General features: G+C 36.6%; 16 protein-coding genes. 7 read left to right on the plus strand and 9 right to left on the minus strand.

The window, feature by feature from the left end:
* Positions 1–17 precede the first annotated feature (17 nt).
* Positions 18–1,637 (plus strand): acyl-CoA dehydrogenase family protein, encoded by a 1,620-nt coding sequence (locus ACFIO5_RS03615; RefSeq protein WP_375634649.1) that lies wholly within the window; start codon positions 18–20, stop codon positions 1,635–1,637.
* On the opposite strand, the gene ruvX is transcribed toward ACFIO5_RS03615, so the two are convergent.
* Positions 1,622–2,101, minus strand: coding sequence for a Holliday junction resolvase RuvX (gene ruvX, locus ACFIO5_RS03620; RefSeq protein WP_375618120.1), 480 nt, complete (start codon positions 2,099–2,101; stop codon positions 1,622–1,624). The two genes, ACFIO5_RS03615 and ruvX, sit on opposite strands and share 16 nt — an antisense overlap.
* Before the next feature lie 147 nt (positions 2,102–2,248).
* On the opposite strand from ruvX, the gene gatC reads away from it, so the two are divergent.
* Entirely contained in the window at positions 2,249–2,536 is a 288-nt protein-coding gene (gatC, locus tag ACFIO5_RS03625; protein WP_375634126.1) for an Asp-tRNA(Asn)/Glu-tRNA(Gln) amidotransferase subunit GatC, read from the plus strand.
* Between the two features lie 31 nt (positions 2,537–2,567).
* Positions 2,568–4,052, plus strand: coding sequence for an Asp-tRNA(Asn)/Glu-tRNA(Gln) amidotransferase subunit GatA (gene gatA / locus ACFIO5_RS03630; protein WP_375705101.1), 1,485 nt, complete (start codon positions 2,568–2,570; stop codon positions 4,050–4,052).
* 94 nt (positions 4,053–4,146) lie between these two features.
* Here the strand turns inward: gatA and ACFIO5_RS03635 are convergent, their stop codons facing one another.
* The 5 genes from ACFIO5_RS03635 to ACFIO5_RS03655 form a co-directional block, all read right to left on the minus strand.
* Positions 4,147–4,857 (minus strand): ABC transporter ATP-binding protein, encoded by a 711-nt coding sequence (locus ACFIO5_RS03635; protein ID WP_375634650.1) that lies wholly within the window; start codon positions 4,855–4,857, stop codon positions 4,147–4,149.
* Complete coding sequence (locus ACFIO5_RS03640; protein ID WP_375611930.1) at positions 4,844–5,626, minus strand: ABC transporter ATP-binding protein; 783 nt, start codon at positions 5,624–5,626, stop codon at positions 4,844–4,846. Before ACFIO5_RS03640 ends, ACFIO5_RS03635 begins: the two co-directional genes overlap by 14 nt.
* The gene (locus tag ACFIO5_RS03645) at positions 5,623–6,681 is read right to left on the minus strand and encodes a branched-chain amino acid ABC transporter permease (RefSeq protein WP_375613416.1); all 1,059 of its coding nucleotides are present in this window, start codon (positions 6,679–6,681) and stop codon (positions 5,623–5,625) included. Before ACFIO5_RS03645 ends, ACFIO5_RS03640 begins: the two co-directional genes overlap by 4 nt.
* Complete coding sequence (locus ACFIO5_RS03650) at positions 6,681–7,757, minus strand: branched-chain amino acid ABC transporter permease (protein ID WP_375634122.1); 1,077 nt, start codon at positions 7,755–7,757, stop codon at positions 6,681–6,683. Before ACFIO5_RS03650 ends, ACFIO5_RS03645 begins: the two co-directional genes overlap by 1 nt.
* A gap of 114 nt (positions 7,758–7,871) precedes the next feature.
* On the minus strand, positions 7,872–9,005 hold the full coding sequence (locus ACFIO5_RS03655) for an ABC transporter substrate-binding protein (protein WP_375634120.1): 1,134 nt from the start codon (positions 9,003–9,005) through the stop codon (positions 7,872–7,874).
* Positions 9,006–9,328: 323 nt separating this feature from the next.
* Between ACFIO5_RS03655 and ACFIO5_RS03660 the strand changes: the two genes are divergently transcribed.
* From ACFIO5_RS03660 to ACFIO5_RS03675, 4 genes are all read left to right on the plus strand, one after another.
* Positions 9,329–9,904 (plus strand): cold-shock protein, encoded by a 576-nt coding sequence (locus ACFIO5_RS03660; RefSeq protein ID WP_375634118.1) that lies wholly within the window; start codon positions 9,329–9,331, stop codon positions 9,902–9,904.
* 248 nt (positions 9,905–10,152) lie between these two features.
* Entirely contained in the window at positions 10,153–10,665 is a 513-nt protein-coding gene (locus ACFIO5_RS03665) for a DUF192 domain-containing protein (protein WP_375634116.1), read from the plus strand.
* Positions 10,662–11,435, plus strand: a complete 774-nt coding sequence (locus ACFIO5_RS03670) for an alpha/beta fold hydrolase (RefSeq protein ID WP_375634114.1) — start codon at positions 10,662–10,664, stop codon at positions 11,433–11,435. The genes ACFIO5_RS03665 and ACFIO5_RS03670 overlap by 4 nt, the downstream gene beginning before the upstream one ends.
* 619 nt (positions 11,436–12,054) lie before the next feature.
* Positions 12,055–12,267, plus strand: a complete 213-nt coding sequence (locus tag ACFIO5_RS03675) for a DUF3126 family protein (RefSeq protein WP_375621268.1) — start codon at positions 12,055–12,057, stop codon at positions 12,265–12,267.
* A 44-nt stretch (positions 12,268–12,311) separates the two neighbouring features.
* Here the strand turns inward: ACFIO5_RS03675 and radC are convergent, their stop codons facing one another.
* From radC to sfsA, 3 genes are read right to left on the minus strand one after another with little or no spacing between them, the layout of a single operon-like run.
* Complete coding sequence (gene radC, locus ACFIO5_RS03680) at positions 12,312–13,106, minus strand: RadC family protein (RefSeq protein WP_375613419.1); 795 nt, start codon at positions 13,104–13,106, stop codon at positions 12,312–12,314.
* A 17-nt stretch (positions 13,107–13,123) separates the two neighbouring features.
* Entirely contained in the window at positions 13,124–13,954 is an 831-nt protein-coding gene (gene map, locus ACFIO5_RS03685; RefSeq protein WP_375634112.1) for a type I methionyl aminopeptidase, read from the minus strand.
* Positions 13,947–14,663, minus strand: a complete 717-nt coding sequence (gene sfsA, locus ACFIO5_RS03690) for a DNA/RNA nuclease SfsA (RefSeq protein ID WP_375634651.1) — start codon at positions 14,661–14,663, stop codon at positions 13,947–13,949. Before sfsA ends, map begins: the two co-directional genes overlap by 8 nt.
* Positions 14,664–14,741: the final 78 nt, after the last annotated feature.

Consider the following 14,741-nt stretch of genomic DNA (forward strand, 5'->3'; position numbering starts at 1 on the left):
AATGTAGGAATATACCTATGAGTGCTGTATCTGCGCAAAACACTCGTCGAAAAAATACATTTCTTAGCGATACGCTTATGTTTCGTATTGCTTCTACTTTGCCTAAGTTTTTGTTAGCAAGTTTTGAAGAAATAGGGGATTTTGCCGCGAGTCGAGAAGCATGGAAACTTTCTTACTTAGCGAATCATTATAAGCCTTTACTATGCTATAATGATGAATGGGGGCAACCAACAGAAAGATTAGAGATCCATTCTTCCTATCAAGCTCTTCAACAATATTCTAGACAAGCAGGTTTGGTTACCTCGCTTTGGGAAAATACGAGCTCAGAAAATGGAGTACGCTATCAAGCGCGTGCGATTCGTTTAGCTTTATCTGCTGGTTTAGAAACAGGACATTTGAATGAAGTTATCATAACGAGTGCAGCTATTGCTGTTTTAATTAGTGATATTGAGCTCTTCAAAAAATGGCAAAATGTACTTTTATCACGCCAATATGATTCCTCATCAAAGCCTATTCATCATAAAAAGGCTGCTTCTCTAACTTGTGCATTTGACGATATTGAAAAATACGCTTTCAATTTTCCAAGTGTTAAGAAAATTTCTTTCGATGAAAGTATGGAACGTGATCTATATCGTTTAAATGTTGTAAAAACCAACGTTATTAATCCTGCCGCTGACGGATATCTTGTTAGTGCAGATTTAGATGGTCATTTAAGTTGTTTTTTTATTCCACGCATACAAGAAAATGGCGCATTAAATGGATCTATATCGATTCGTCATTTAATTCAGCGTTCTGGAGAACTTTTAACACCAGAGGGGGTTGTCGATTTCCAAGGCAGTTATGGCTGGCTTTTGGGAAATGCTGGAGAAGGGCTTAAAGTTATTAAAGATATCGAGACGATGATGCGTTTCGATCAATCTGTCATATCGGCAGGTGTTTTACGAGCGGCTCTTCAATTTGGTATGGATTTTTTTCGGAAAAAAATGCCCAATCAGCCTTTACCTCCACTGACAGAACGTATTTTTGCAGATATTGCATTAGATATAGCTGCCTCACAAGCATTGGTTTTGCGTTTAGCGAGAGCATTTGACAATGCAGCAAATGACCGTTCTGAAGCAGCTTTTGCCCGCATTATGACACCTATTATTGCTTATCATGTAAGTCAATTGGTTGTGCCTATTATTGGTGAAATTATTGCACAACTTGGTATTGAAAGTTTTATAGAGAATAATCCATTATCACAAATGTTGCATAATGGGCCTGCGCGAATTGTGAGAAATAGTTCTGCTAATCAATTGGTAAAGGATGCCATTCTTATTGCTGAAAAAGCACCGGGATTGTTTCAGAAATTGTTAGAAAAAATTGCTCTTGATATTGGACCAGCGGGACCACGAGCAATTGAAATTATTAAGTCAGCAGGTGATATGGCATCAGCAAATGAAGGTGCAGGAAGATTTTTTGTTGAACAAGTAGCTTATGCAGCAGCAGCAGCAGCATTACGTTCTACAGACATAGAACATGTTGCGAATGCCTATATGGAAAGCCGCCTTGGAGGACAATGGAGATCTTCTTACGGGATGCTCATTGCACGATATAATGCAGGGCATTTGCTCAATGTCCTCTATCCTTCCATATGATGAAAGTTTTGAATTCTATTAAGAGCACCTTGCAATATAAAAGCGGCGGCTGCCGAATCAATACGGCTTGCTCGTTTAGCGCGCGATACATTCATTTCTAAAAGAGACCGTTCCGCAGCAATTGTTGATAAACGTTCGTCCCAAAAAACAAATGGAATTTTTGTATAAGCTTTCATATTGCTCACAAAAGCTCTGGTTGCTTGAACACGAGAGCCACTGCTTCCATTCATGTTAAGAGGTAAGCCAATGATAATAACGCCTACATTTTCACGGTCAAAAATTTTAATAAGTGTGTAAGCATCTTCTGTAAATTTTTTTCGCTGTAGTACAGGACGCGGATTTGAGACAATCAGCCCCCTATCAGAAATCGCAATTCCGATAGTTTTTGTCCCTAAATCTAAGCCTGCTATTGTTTGTCTAGGCAAAAGATGTGTTATAACTTCATCTATATTAATAACAGTCATAAAGGTATAATACGTTTTTTAATGTTTCAGATCTATAGTTATATTCTTTATTCATGTTATCTAATATTCTTGCACTTACAAGTGCAGCCTTGTATAGCCAGAATAAAGATCAATAAATAAACAAAAAAGCAGAAAGGCGTAAAGAGTATGTCTGTTGATCAAGAGACAGTCAAGCGGATAGCACATTTAGCAAGGATTGCCCTCCACGATGATGAGATAGAACCTGTGACAAAAAAAATCAATGCTATTTTAGGTTTTGTAGAGCAATTGAATGAAGTTGATGTCAGTGGAGTTGAGCCATTAACATCTGTGATGCCGATGACACTACGAATGCGTGAAGATAGTGTTACAGATGGCGATAAAGCAGCAGATATTGTAGCCAATGCCCCTGTTACAGAAGAAAATTTTTTTCTTGTCTCAAAAATTGTTGAGTAACTTTTTATATTTTTGAAATTTGAGAACCAATATGACTGATTTAACAACTCTCACAATTGCGCAAGCTCGTGATGCTCTAACAAAGAAAAATCTCAAAGCAACAGAATTAACGGAAGCTTATTTACAAGCAATAGAGTTGGCAAATCCAACTTTGAATGCTTATGTAACAATAACAGCAGAACAGGCAATGAAAATGGCTGCTGAATCAGACAGTCGCTTAGCGAAAGAACAGGGAGGGCTTTTGGAAGGAATTCCCTTGGGGATTAAAGATCTTTTTGCAACCTATGGTGTTCATACTCAAGCCTGTTCAAATATCCTTGATGGTTTTAAACCGCACTATGAATCAACTGTCACGGCTAATTTATGGCAAGATGGTGCTGTGATGTTAGGAAAACTTAATATGGATGAGTTTGCTATGGGCTCATCCAACGAAACATCATATTATGGTCCCGTTATTAGTCCATGGAGAAAAAAAGGCTCAAATGAAAAACTCGTACCCGGTGGTTCTTCGGGGGGATCCGCAGCCGCTGTTGCTGCACAAATTTGTGCTGGTGCAACTGCAACCGATACAGGTGGCTCAATACGTCAACCAGCAGCTTTTACTGGAACTGTAGGAATAAAGCCAACTTATGGACGTTGTTCGCGATGGGGCGTTGTCGCGTTTGCTTCATCTCTTGATCAAGCTGGACCTGTTGCTAGAGATGTTCGTGATTGTGCTATCTTACTCAGATCAATGGCCTCTTTTGATGAAAAAGATTCTACTTCCGTCAATTTACCAGTTCCTGATTATGAAAGTTATCTTGGTCAATCAATCAAAGGAATGAAAATCGGTATTCCAAAAGAATATCATGTGGATGGAATGTCTTCAGAAATTATTGAGCTTTGGCAAAAAGGAATAAATTGGTTAAAAGAAGCAGGTGCTGAGATTAAAGATATTTCTTTGCCCCATACAAAATATGCTCTACCTTCTTATTACATTATAGCTCCTGCAGAAGCCTCTTCTAATTTAGCGCGTTATGATGGTGTGCGTTTTGGTTTGCGCATTCCTGGAAAAGACATCATTGAGATGTATGAAAATACGCGTTCTGTTGGTTTTGGTGATGAAGTCAAACGGCGCATTCTGGTTGGGACTTATGTTCTTTCATCAGGTTATTATGATGCCTGTTATTTAAGAGCTCAAAAAGTAAGAACACTCGTAAAACGTGATTTTGATCAATGTTTTGCTTCAGGCATTGATGCTATTTTGACACCAGCAACACCAACACCTGCTTTTGGTATTGCTGATGAAAAAATAAAAAATGATGCTGTAGCAATGTATCTTAATGATATTTTTACGGTACCAGTTAATATGGCTGGTTTACCAGGAATTTCTGTTCCTGCTGGTCTGTCATCAAATGGTTTACCTCTAGGATTGCAATTGATTGGTAAACCTTTTTCTGAAGAAGTCATTTTTCAGATAGCGCACATTATTGAACAAGAAGCAGGAATATTCAGTGCAGAAAAATGGTGGATGTAATAGTCAAAATTCACAAAGGAGCATTTCTCATCCTTAATGAGAAATGCTTTTTTAAAAGGTGGAGGGATGAGCTCTATTTCCTTAATTCGTAGTCTTACCCACCAAGATAGGCTTCTTTAACACGCGAATCAGAGAGCATAGTTTTTCCTTCACCGTGAAATAAAATATGTCCTACCTCTAAAATATAAGCATAGTCAGCTATGGAAAGTGCAGCAAATGCATTTTGTTCAATAAGAAGAACAGTTTTTCCCATATCATTAATTTTTCGAATAATCGAAAAAATTTCTTGAACGAGAAGTGGTGCTAACCCCAACGAGGGTTCATCTAATATGACCATATCAGGATTGCTCATAAGTGCACGGCCCACAGCAACCATCTGTTGTTCACCACCTGACATTGTTCCTCCCAACTGTTTTGCTCTTTCACGTAGGCGCGGAAAAAGGTCAAATATCCATTCAATATCACGGGAAATTCCCTGCTTATCGTGACGAATATAAGCGCCTAGATGAAGATTCTCTAAAACAGTGAGATGGGGCATGATACGTCGTCCTTCAGGGCTTAGAGCAATCCCTAATCGCAAAATCTCTTCTGGTGATTTTTTAATAATAGATTTGCCATTATAGGTAATTTCTCCATAAACAGAGCGATTAAGCCCTGTAATAGAACGTACAATACTGCTTTTTCCTGCACCATTGGCTCCAATTAAAGTGACAATACTGCCCCGCTTTATGGACATAGAAAGATTTTGGACAGCTTTAATGGCGCCATAATGAACGTAAAGATTTTTTATTTTAAGAATATCCATAAACATCTCCGCCAAGATAAGCTTCAATAACTTTAGGGTTATTACGAATTTCATCTGGTGTACCACTGGCAATGCAACAGCCATATTCCATAACCAAAATATGTTGGCAAAGTCCCATAACCACTTTCATATCGTGCTCAATAAGAAGAATTGTAAGATCAAAGTCTTTTTGCACTTTTGCTATGAATTTTCTAAGATCTTCACTTTCTTGTGGATTCATGCCAGCAACAGGTTCATCAAGAAGAAGCAATTTGGGCTTTGTGGCTAACGCACGTGCAATTTCTAGACGTCGTTGCACACCATAAGGTAAAGCTGTTGCCGATTGATTGGCAAGGTGATCAAGTTGTAGCTGTTCAAGGAGCTCCAAGGAATTTTTATAAACTTCCTTCTTTTCTTTTATTGCTTTTGAAAAAAAGAGAGCTGAAGAAAACCAAGGATATTTTTGTCGAACATGCGCTCCTACCATAACATTCTGCAAAACCGTTAACCCTGAGAAAAGACGAATATTTTGAAATGTTCTGGCAATATGGCTTCTACAGATAATATAAGGAGACGCTCCAGAAATTTTTTTCTCATCAAAAAGAATGATGCCGCTTGTAGGAGCATAAAATCCAGAAATCATATTGAAAACTGTTGTTTTTCCAGCACCATTGGGACCAATTAATCCAGTAATACTTCCTCGTTTAATTGCCATATTAACATTATTTACAGCAACTAATCCGCCAAAACGCATTACAATATTATTGAGTGAAAGGATATTGTCGTTCATAGCTTTCCCTCAGTATTAGAAAGCTTTTTGCGTGTCAAAAAGCTATAAATTCCATTCCATGAAAATTCTCGTTGTCCCATTAACCCTTTTCTCCAAAACAAGATAATTACCAGCAATAAAAGGGAAAAAACAACCATACGAAGCCCTGGGGTTTCTGGAATATGTATAAAACCTAAGTCAAATGGACTTTCAATAATACGAAGCCATTCAAGCATGACTGTAATAATAATGCTGCCAATAATGCTCCCTGTAATTGAACCGAGACCACCAGCAACAACAATCATTAAAATATTAAAAGTCAGAAGAAAATTAAACATTTTTGGATCAATGGTTGAAATAAGAGCCGCCATTAATGCGCCACCTATACCTGCAAAAAACGCTCCAACAGTAAAGGAAAAACTACGGTAGAAAAAAGCATTAATTCCCATAGTTTTCGCAGCTATTTCATCATCACGAATAGCACGTAATACGTTACCAGTATTACTTTGCAGTAAGAGGACAATAAAGAGAACTGTAAATGCTAGCCAACCATAGTTCCACCATAATGTTGCATTTTGAGGTATTCCTTTGATTCCCAAAGAGCCATTTGTGAGCGATGTTGCGTTCGTAATGACAATGCGAATAATTTCCGCAAAACCTAATGTTGCAATTCCAAGATAATCGCCACCAAGACGCAATATTGGTAAAGCAATTAATAAACCTACAACAGCAGCACACAAACCACTTACAACAACAGCGATAAAAAAAGGTAACTGCAAATGATATAATGGTTCAGCAATAGGCTCAAGAATCCACATCATTTCTTTTTGTTCAGGGGAAAGAAGTAAAATTGCGCAAACATAAGCACCAATAGCCATAAATCCAGCATGTCCAAGAGAAAACATACCTGTGAAACCGTAAATCAAATTAAGCGAAATTGCCAATATCGCATTAATAGCAATCAGATTGATGATACGAAGCGTATAGTCATTAAAATGGCTATCAGCATAAAATAAAAAACCTATGAGAACTAAAACACTTATACACGATAAAACAGTTGTCGCTGACTTTGCCATTAGATTTTCTCCTGATTTCTTTTACCCATTAATCCTGTGGGCAATATCAATAGAATCAGAATCAATAAAATGAAAGCGAAGGCATCTCGATATCCAGATAGCGCAGGGAAAAATGCGATAATCATAATTTCAATAAACCCTAATAATAATCCTCCCAACATTGCACCTGGTATCGAACCAATACCCCCAATAACAGCAGCGATAAATGCTTTGAGACCAGGAAGAACACCCATATAAGGCTGAATTTGAGGATAACGTAAAGACCACATAATACCAGCTATGGCGGCAAGAGCTGAGCCTATTCCAAATGTAAACGCAATAACTTTATTGACAGACACACCCATCAAACGTGTTGTTTCAATATCATGGGAGATTGCGCGCATAGCAAGACCCGGTTTTGTTTTATGGATAATCCATAATAGTAATAAAATAAGAATTAATGACACAAAGGGAACGATCAGAGACATGGGAGCAATTCTGATGATACCATCTGCTCCTGATCCTAGATGCCATAAAAATGGTGTTACAAGAAAATCTGGCTGTTGTACACCTTTCGGAACACCACTAAAGAGTACAGTAGCAAGATTTTCAATAAAAAAAGAAACACCAATTGCACCGATAAGTGCCGAAATACGCGGAGCATGGCGTAGAGGTTTATAAGCAAATTGATCAACAGCAACACCCACAGCACTTGTAATAAAAATGGAAAAACAAAGAGCTAAAACCCAAATCGGTGTAAAATCTTGCGGGGAAATTTTAAAATAATAAACAAATCCTAGCGCAAGAATTAAAAAAGCAGCAATCCAATAAATTGGAGGACGCCTTTTAAAGCCTATAAAGACCGAATAATAAACAAGAGCAGCAAAAAACAAAAGAAGAAAAGCTACCCAAGCAGGCATAAAGCCAATTGTGGAAAAGAAAACAAAATATGCTCCCAGCATAAAGATATCACCGTGAGCAAAATTAATGAGTCTCAGTATACCGTAGACCATGGTGTAGCCAATAGCAATAAGCCCATAAAGAGATCCCAATGCCAGTGCATTAAAAAAGTACTGGATGAACATTTCAGTGCTCATCTCTCATCCTTCCACATTTGTTAATTTACATAGGATAATAAGAAATTTCTAAGTTTTTGGTTGAGAAAAAAATCCTCAACCAATTCTTGCATTTTAGTAAATAAAACTTTTTAATTAAAAAGCAGGTTTAACTTCTTCTAAATAAACACGTTTTCCATCCTGTATTTTAATGATACCAATAGGAATTTTAGGGTTATGATTTTCATCCATTGACATATCCCCAAAGGGGGTAGGAAAATCTTTTAATTTGCTAAGTGCGATAGTAATTTTTTCACGATCAGTGCTACCAGCATTTTCAATAGCCTTCATAAACATCATATAACTCGTGTATCCCAAAACAGAATTGATATTTGGCTCTTTGTCCGGGTAAGCTTTTTTCCATTCTTTTGTGAATTCTTGCGCAGCTACTGACATATTTGGCATATACTCACTATAGGGAAGTGTCGTATGTAAGAAACCTTCTGCAGCTTTTCCTGCAATCGTAATGGTTTCTGGATTATCCATAGCATCTCCACCCATAATTTGAAACTTCGCCCCTAATTCTCGTGCTTGTTTCATGATGATAGCACCTTCAGAAAAGTAAGATGGAATGAATAAGATATCAGGTTTCTGGGCGATAATTTGCGTGAGAACAGCTGAAAAGTCCTGATCTCCAGAATTATAATTTAAATTTGAGATAACTTCACCACCTAATTTTTTGAAAGCACGCGTAAAATAACTTGCAAGACCAATAGCATAATCGCTTGAAATATCTTTAAGGATAGCAGCCTTTTTTGCGTGTAAAGTTTGGCTTACATAAGTTGCGATTCCTACTCCTTGATAGGAATCAATAAAGCAAGCACGAAAGTAATATTTTTTACCCTGTGTAACAAGGGGACTTGTTGAGGACGTTGCAATGGTTGGAGTTTTTGCCTTTTCAGATATTTCACCACCTGCTAACGAGAGTGAAGAACCATAGCTACCAATGATTCCACTCACTTTTTCACTTGCTGTTAAACGCATAACAGCATTAGCCGCTTCTACTTTATCAGATTTGTTATCAATAATAACAAGTTCCACTTTACGTCCTAAAATTTCTGGAACTTTTTTATGGGCTAATTCTATACCTCTAATTTCAAGCTGACCTCCAAATGCATTTTGACCACTTAATGGAAGATAAACACCAATCTTAATAGGTTCACTCGCATAAACATTTGCTGTAAATGCCATAAATGCTGCGATTATCGTAAGGATTTTCTTCAATTGCATTGCGCATTTTCCTTAATTGAATTGTCGTTTTTTCACCTTATATTGAACTTCTTCATCATGCAAGTTACACATTAATCAAAATATCATTATGTAAAAAAACTTTTATATGACCTCTTTTGTAGGGCACCCCTTGTAAGGTATGTAAAGTGTACAATCAAATAGTTTTATAAATATTCATGTTGATATTCTCTGACATTAACATAGAAGATACGACAATGTGGGGAAATCTTATCTTGGGGCTTGCGTGTTGATACAAGAGCAATGTTTACTTAAACTTAGAGAATCAATATCGTACAATTTATAAGCTACAGGATCACGTTATTATGACGAGTAAGGATGCATTAAAGGGTTGTTCCCCATCTGAGGATAGTATAGGTGCTTGTGGGGAGATTATCGAAATCAGTGGTGTCATTAAGTGGTTTGATGGTAGTAAGGGGTATGGATTTATTGTACCTGATTTACCTCATTTTCCCGATATATTATTGCATGTTACGGTAATGCGAAGGGATGGTTTTCAAACAGCTTTAGAGGGAGCTAAAGTCATTTGTGCTGTGGAAAAAACTGAACGAGGGTTAAAGTGTGTTCAGGTGAAATCTATAGATTGTTCTTCAGCAATTCATCCATCAGAAGTTCCTGCCCGTACCCATGTTGTTGTTACTCCAGAAAGTGGACTAGAACGAGCAATTGTTAAATGGTTTAATCGTGACAAAGGATACGGTTTTCTTAGCCGTGGGCAAGGAACAGAAGATATTTTTATTCATATGGAAACATTGCGCCGTTTTGGCTTAGCAGAGCTTCGTTCTGGCCAAGTTGTTCTTGTACGTTTTGGTAAAGGAGAAAAAGGTTTAATGACAGCAGAGATTTATCCGGACATAGGCATTCCTTTAGCTACGCATTGAATTTCACGAGTGAAATCAGTATGTTTTCTATATTTTTAAAGATTGTTGTTCCGTAAATTGCTATAGAGGTAGATTTTTAAAGAAAATATGGCTCTCGTGAATCCATAAACCAAATGAAGAAAATTTCGCATATTACGTTGAAAGAAACTAGAAAATAACAAGGAAGCAATCCTCTTTTTTTGACTTTTAAACTCTGGTACCTTTTATTTAGAAACAAAATTTAAAATTTTTCTGTGGTGGAGACAAGAATGTTAAAGCCTTTTAAAAAGGGGCATATTGTTTTATTGGTGATGCTTTTTATGTTAGATATGCGTGTTGTTGTAGCAAAGGAGCCCATAGAGATTCCTGTGCATCCAATTCCTTTAGAAATACATACAAAGCAAGGTTCGGTTTTTTATAAGGTAGAGATTGCTTTTACGCCATCTCAAGCAGCAGCTGGTTTAATGTATCGAACTGATTTTCCACGCGATCGTGCAATGCTCTTTAAGCAGCTAAAAAGTTCTCGATCGGGAGATGAGCAGAAAATTTTTATGTGGATGGCAAATACGCCTTTACCTTTAGATATGATTTTCTTAAACTCTGAGGGAATTATTGTATCGATTATTGAAAATACTTCTCCACTTTCAACAAATACCATTTCATCAGAAGTTCCTGCAGCTTTTGCACTTGAAATTAACGCTGGTGAAGTTTCTAAAAAAAAGATACAAAAAGGACAACGTGTTATTCATCCTGTACTTTGTGGAAAGTGCAATAAAAAATGACCGCTGAAGATATTCGTTTTTTTGAATATAATGGTTTGCGATTTGCTTATCGAGAAGAAGGGCAGGGCGCGCCTATTTTGTTGATCCATGGTTTTGGATCTTCTGCACGGGTGAATTGGTATGCAACGGGTTGGTTTCGTATTCTCACTGAAGCAGGATATCGTGTTATTGCTCTTGATAATCGCGGTCACGGAGATTCAGTTAAAAGTTATGATCCTGTCTTTTATACACCTCAAGCTATGGCTGGCGACGCAGTAAAGTTACTGCAGCATTTAGAGTTATCTAAAGCCCATGTTATGGGATATTCTATGGGGGCTCGTATTAGTGCTTTCATGGCTCTTTTGCATCCAACATATGTACACAGTGTTATTTTTGGTGGTTTAGGTATTGGTATGGTGACGGGAGCAGGAAATTGGGAGCCTGTTGCTGAGGCCCTTTTAACAGAAGATATTTCCACTATTACCAATACGCGCGGTTTAATGTTCCGTAAATTTGCAGATCAAACGAAAAGCGATAGGCGTGCTCTTGCTGCTTGTATCATTACATCAAAACAGGAGTTAACGGTGTCTGAAGTTTACAAAATCAAACAACCAGCACTTGTTGCCGTTGGTTCATTAGATGAAATTGGCGGTGATGCAGAGCCATTGGCAGCCTTGTTGCCTTGTGGTAAAGCTTTATCAATTCCTGATCGAGATCATATGTTTGCTGTAGGCGATAAAGTTTATAAAAAAGGCGTTATCGATTTTCTTTCTCGTTATCCTATAAAATAAGAACTCTTCATAGCTTTTAGAATTTACAGAAATACCCAATATTTTTATTTCGTATAAATTGAAAAAAGCTTATTAAAAAATCTTTCTGTTGTGACATAAGTTTTTATAAAAAATGAAAAGAAAAATAAACTCTTATTAGCTTATTTTGTATATTTTCCAGAGACGTAATTCTTCTAAGATTAGATAATTATAATTTAAAGGTTATTAAAAAGAATTATTTTCGAATGATGTAATAAATATTTTTTGCTAAAAAATGTAGTTTTAAATAAAAAAATATTTTTATTTGTATTTTTTATAAAATAAACAAAATTATAAATTATTGATCAATTTATTTTTACGAATATGCGTTTTAAATACAGATGCTAAAATTGGAGATAAAGTAAAATTATTAAAAATATACAGTTTTTTTTTGCCATTTTTTAATCTATACGGGTATATTTAATAATGATAGACTCCTTTTGTAAACGTTCTTTATGAATGCATAAAGAACGTTGTGAATATATGTAATATTAAGTAAATATTCAGATTATGCTTTTTTACTGACGTTACAGAATCATAAGAGTGTCTTATTTGCACGACACGCAATTATTTTAATCGTTTCAAAAAACAGGAGAGCATAGTGAATGCTGATGAAATAAAAAAACTTGATAATTATTTTAAAAATATATTCCAAAACTCAGCATTGCAAGTCAGAGCACGGCCTAAAAAGAGTGATTCTTGTGAGGTTTATATGGGAGATGAGTTTTTAGGCATTATCTATCGAGATGAAGATGAAGATGAGCTCTCCTATAATTTCTCAATGGCTATATTAGATATTGATTTAGAAAATTGATTCGTTATTCATAGTTGAATGAAGTCTTTTTTATCCCATAAGATTTATATAAGTTTTAACGCTTTAAAACTCGTATGGTTATTTCGTGCAATAATAAGATGGTCATGGATAATAATTCCTAATGCATTTGCTGCATCTTTTAATCTATATGTCATTGTTATATCTGCATTAGAGGGGGTGGAATCGCCAGAAGGGTGATTGTGGACTAAGATAAGTCCTGATGCGGATAACTCTAAAGCTCGAGAAATAACTTCACGAGGATAAACAGGGGTATGATCAATGGTTCCAGTTTGTTGTACCTCATCAGCAAGTAAGCCGTTTTTCTTATCAAGAAACAAAATACGAAATTGTTCACGTGTTTCGTGAGCCATAACAGCTTTACAATACGCTAACACTTTATCCCATGATGAAAAAATATCGCGCTTAAACAATTGCGCACGAGCAAGACGTCCAGCAACATCTGAAATAATTTTTAAATCAACTGCAGTGGCGGGACCACATCCTGGAATTTCTTGAAGTCGGTGAATATCCGCTCCCAACACATCAGCTAATGAACCAAAACGTGCTATCAAATTTTTAGCTATGGGTTTTGTGTTTGCACGGGGTATTGTGCGAAAAAGCAATAATTCAAGATATTCATAATCTTCAATTGCATTTCCTTTTGACTTTAAATAGCGCTTCCGAAGACGTTCACGATGGCCTTGATAATGTTTATGAAGCTGTGCGTTTTTCTGAGGCTCTTCACTTTTTCTTTCTGATACTGGGGTGAGTGGAGAACTCGATGTTAATGCAAAGTGATTACTTTGAGTATCTTCCTTTTGATTTAATTTTTTAGCCATAACATCTCTACATTGCGTTAGGTATGCGAATTTGGAATATAAAAAATATTTTTAGGAGATTGTGTAAATATTTCATACCCTTCATTTGTAACACCAATTGTATGTTCATATTGTGCTGTCAGAGAGCGGTCACGGGTAACAGCAGTCCAACCGTCAGATAAAATCTTAACTTGTGGTTTACCAAGGTTAATCATAGGCTCAATTGTAAACATCATACCTTGTTTTAATTCAACTCCTTCTCCAGGGGTTCCATAATGGAGGATATTGGGAGCATCATGAAAAAGCTGGCCGATACCATGTCCGCAAAAATCTCTCACAATTGAACAGCGTTCAGATTCAGCATACTGTTGAATGGCTGCCCCAATATCACCTGTCGTTGCTCCAGGCTTAACGACAGCGATTCCTTGCATAAGACTTTCATAGGTTATTTTTAGCAAGCGTTCTGCTGCACGCCTAATTTTTCCAACAGGATACATTCGGCTTGAATCCCCATGCCAACCATCAAGGATAAAGGTTACATCAACATTTACAATATCACCTTCTTGCAAAGGTCTTTTATTGGGAATGCCATGGCAGACAACGTGATTGATAGATGTACAGCATGAATGGCTGTATCCATGATAATTTAGATCAGCAGGAAGTGCTCCTCGCTTAGCTCCAAAAATAAATACAAAATCATCTATTTCTTGCGTAGTAACGCCCGGCTTAATAATATCTGTAAGCGCATCAAGGCATTCTGCAGCAATACGACCAACTTCACGCATTTTAGCAAAAGCATAATCATCGAAAATGCGGATTTTTCCATTAAATTTTAAAGGGATTTTATTATATTCGATATACTCAGTCATTGTTTCTTCTATTTTCTATTTTTACTCTCTGAATCGGAAAAATGCCTTCTACACTTACATGACACTTTACAGCATAACATTCTACTCCTGATTTTAATGCTAAATCAAACTTACGTCCATAGAGTGGATCAAGATCATGACAAATTGTAAAAGCTGAGCAATCTTCTCGTTGAATAATATAAAGCATAGCAGCTCGTTTTCCTTGTTGTACAACTCCTACGAGCTCATCAAGGTGACGTGCACCACGTTTTGTTTCGCTATCAGGAAATTCTGCTAATCCTTTCTGACGAATAAAATGAACATTTTTGACTTCTAGGTAACAATCAGGAAGAATGTCATCACGTAAAAGAAAGTCAATTCGTGATTGTGTCCCATAGCGTTGTTCTTTTAAAATTGTTTTATATCCACTTAATTCTGGTAGTAATCCGTTTTGAATTGCTTCTAACGCAAGTTTATTGGGTAAAGAAGTATTAATGCCAACCAAAGTATTATCGGCTTCAATAATTTCTAATTGATAGGCATATTTTCGTTTGATGTTGTTATGATAAGAAAGCCAAATATTGGTGTTGAAAGCTGTTAATTCAAGCATTGATCCTGTATTAGGTACAGACACGGTGAGGACATGCTGATCATCTTGTTGAACATCCGCAAGAAAACGTTTATAACGACGGATAAGCTTTGCAGGAAAAAGTTTGGGAATAAAGTGCATATCCCTTTTTTAGGATTTATGATTTCATAATTCAACTGAGATTATGATTTACAGGGGCTGTTCCCTATTAAAAAAAGA

Source organism: Bartonella sp. AA86SXKL (assembly GCF_042196885.1).

What these genes read in the sequence shown, in the direction of transcription:
- ACFIO5_RS03615 (WP_375634649.1), top strand. Translation starts at nt 18, where the DNA reads ATGAGTGCTGTATCTGCGCAAAACACTCGTCGAAAAAATACATTTCTT.
- ruvX (WP_375618120.1), bottom strand. Translation starts at nt 2,101, where the DNA reads ATGACTGTTATTAATATAGATGAAGTTATAACACATCTTTTGCCTAGA.
- gatC (WP_375634126.1), top strand. Translation starts at nt 2,249, where the DNA reads ATGTCTGTTGATCAAGAGACAGTCAAGCGGATAGCACATTTAGCAAGG.
- gatA (WP_375705101.1), top strand. Translation starts at nt 2,568, where the DNA reads ATGACTGATTTAACAACTCTCACAATTGCGCAAGCTCGTGATGCTCTA.
- ACFIO5_RS03635 (WP_375634650.1), bottom strand. Translation starts at nt 4,857, where the DNA reads ATGGATATTCTTAAAATAAAAAATCTTTACGTTCATTATGGCGCCATT.
- ACFIO5_RS03640 (WP_375611930.1), bottom strand. Translation starts at nt 5,626, where the DNA reads ATGAACGACAATATCCTTTCACTCAATAATATTGTAATGCGTTTTGGC.
- ACFIO5_RS03645 (WP_375613416.1), bottom strand. Translation starts at nt 6,681, where the DNA reads ATGGCAAAGTCAGCGACAACTGTTTTATCGTGTATAAGTGTTTTAGTT.
- ACFIO5_RS03650 (WP_375634122.1), bottom strand. Translation starts at nt 7,757, where the DNA reads ATGAGCACTGAAATGTTCATCCAGTACTTTTTTAATGCACTGGCATTG.
- ACFIO5_RS03655 (WP_375634120.1), bottom strand. Translation starts at nt 9,005, where the DNA reads ATGCAATTGAAGAAAATCCTTACGATAATCGCAGCATTTATGGCATTT.
- ACFIO5_RS03660 (WP_375634118.1), top strand. Translation starts at nt 9,329, where the DNA reads ATGACGAGTAAGGATGCATTAAAGGGTTGTTCCCCATCTGAGGATAGT.
- ACFIO5_RS03665 (WP_375634116.1), top strand. Translation starts at nt 10,153, where the DNA reads ATGTTAAAGCCTTTTAAAAAGGGGCATATTGTTTTATTGGTGATGCTT.
- ACFIO5_RS03670 (WP_375634114.1), top strand. Translation starts at nt 10,662, where the DNA reads ATGACCGCTGAAGATATTCGTTTTTTTGAATATAATGGTTTGCGATTT.
- radC (WP_375613419.1), bottom strand. Translation starts at nt 13,106, where the DNA reads ATGGCTAAAAAATTAAATCAAAAGGAAGATACTCAAAGTAATCACTTT.
- map (WP_375634112.1), bottom strand. Translation starts at nt 13,954, where the DNA reads ATGACTGAGTATATCGAATATAATAAAATCCCTTTAAAATTTAATGGA.
- sfsA (WP_375634651.1), bottom strand. Translation starts at nt 14,663, where the DNA reads ATGCACTTTATTCCCAAACTTTTTCCTGCAAAGCTTATCCGTCGTTAT.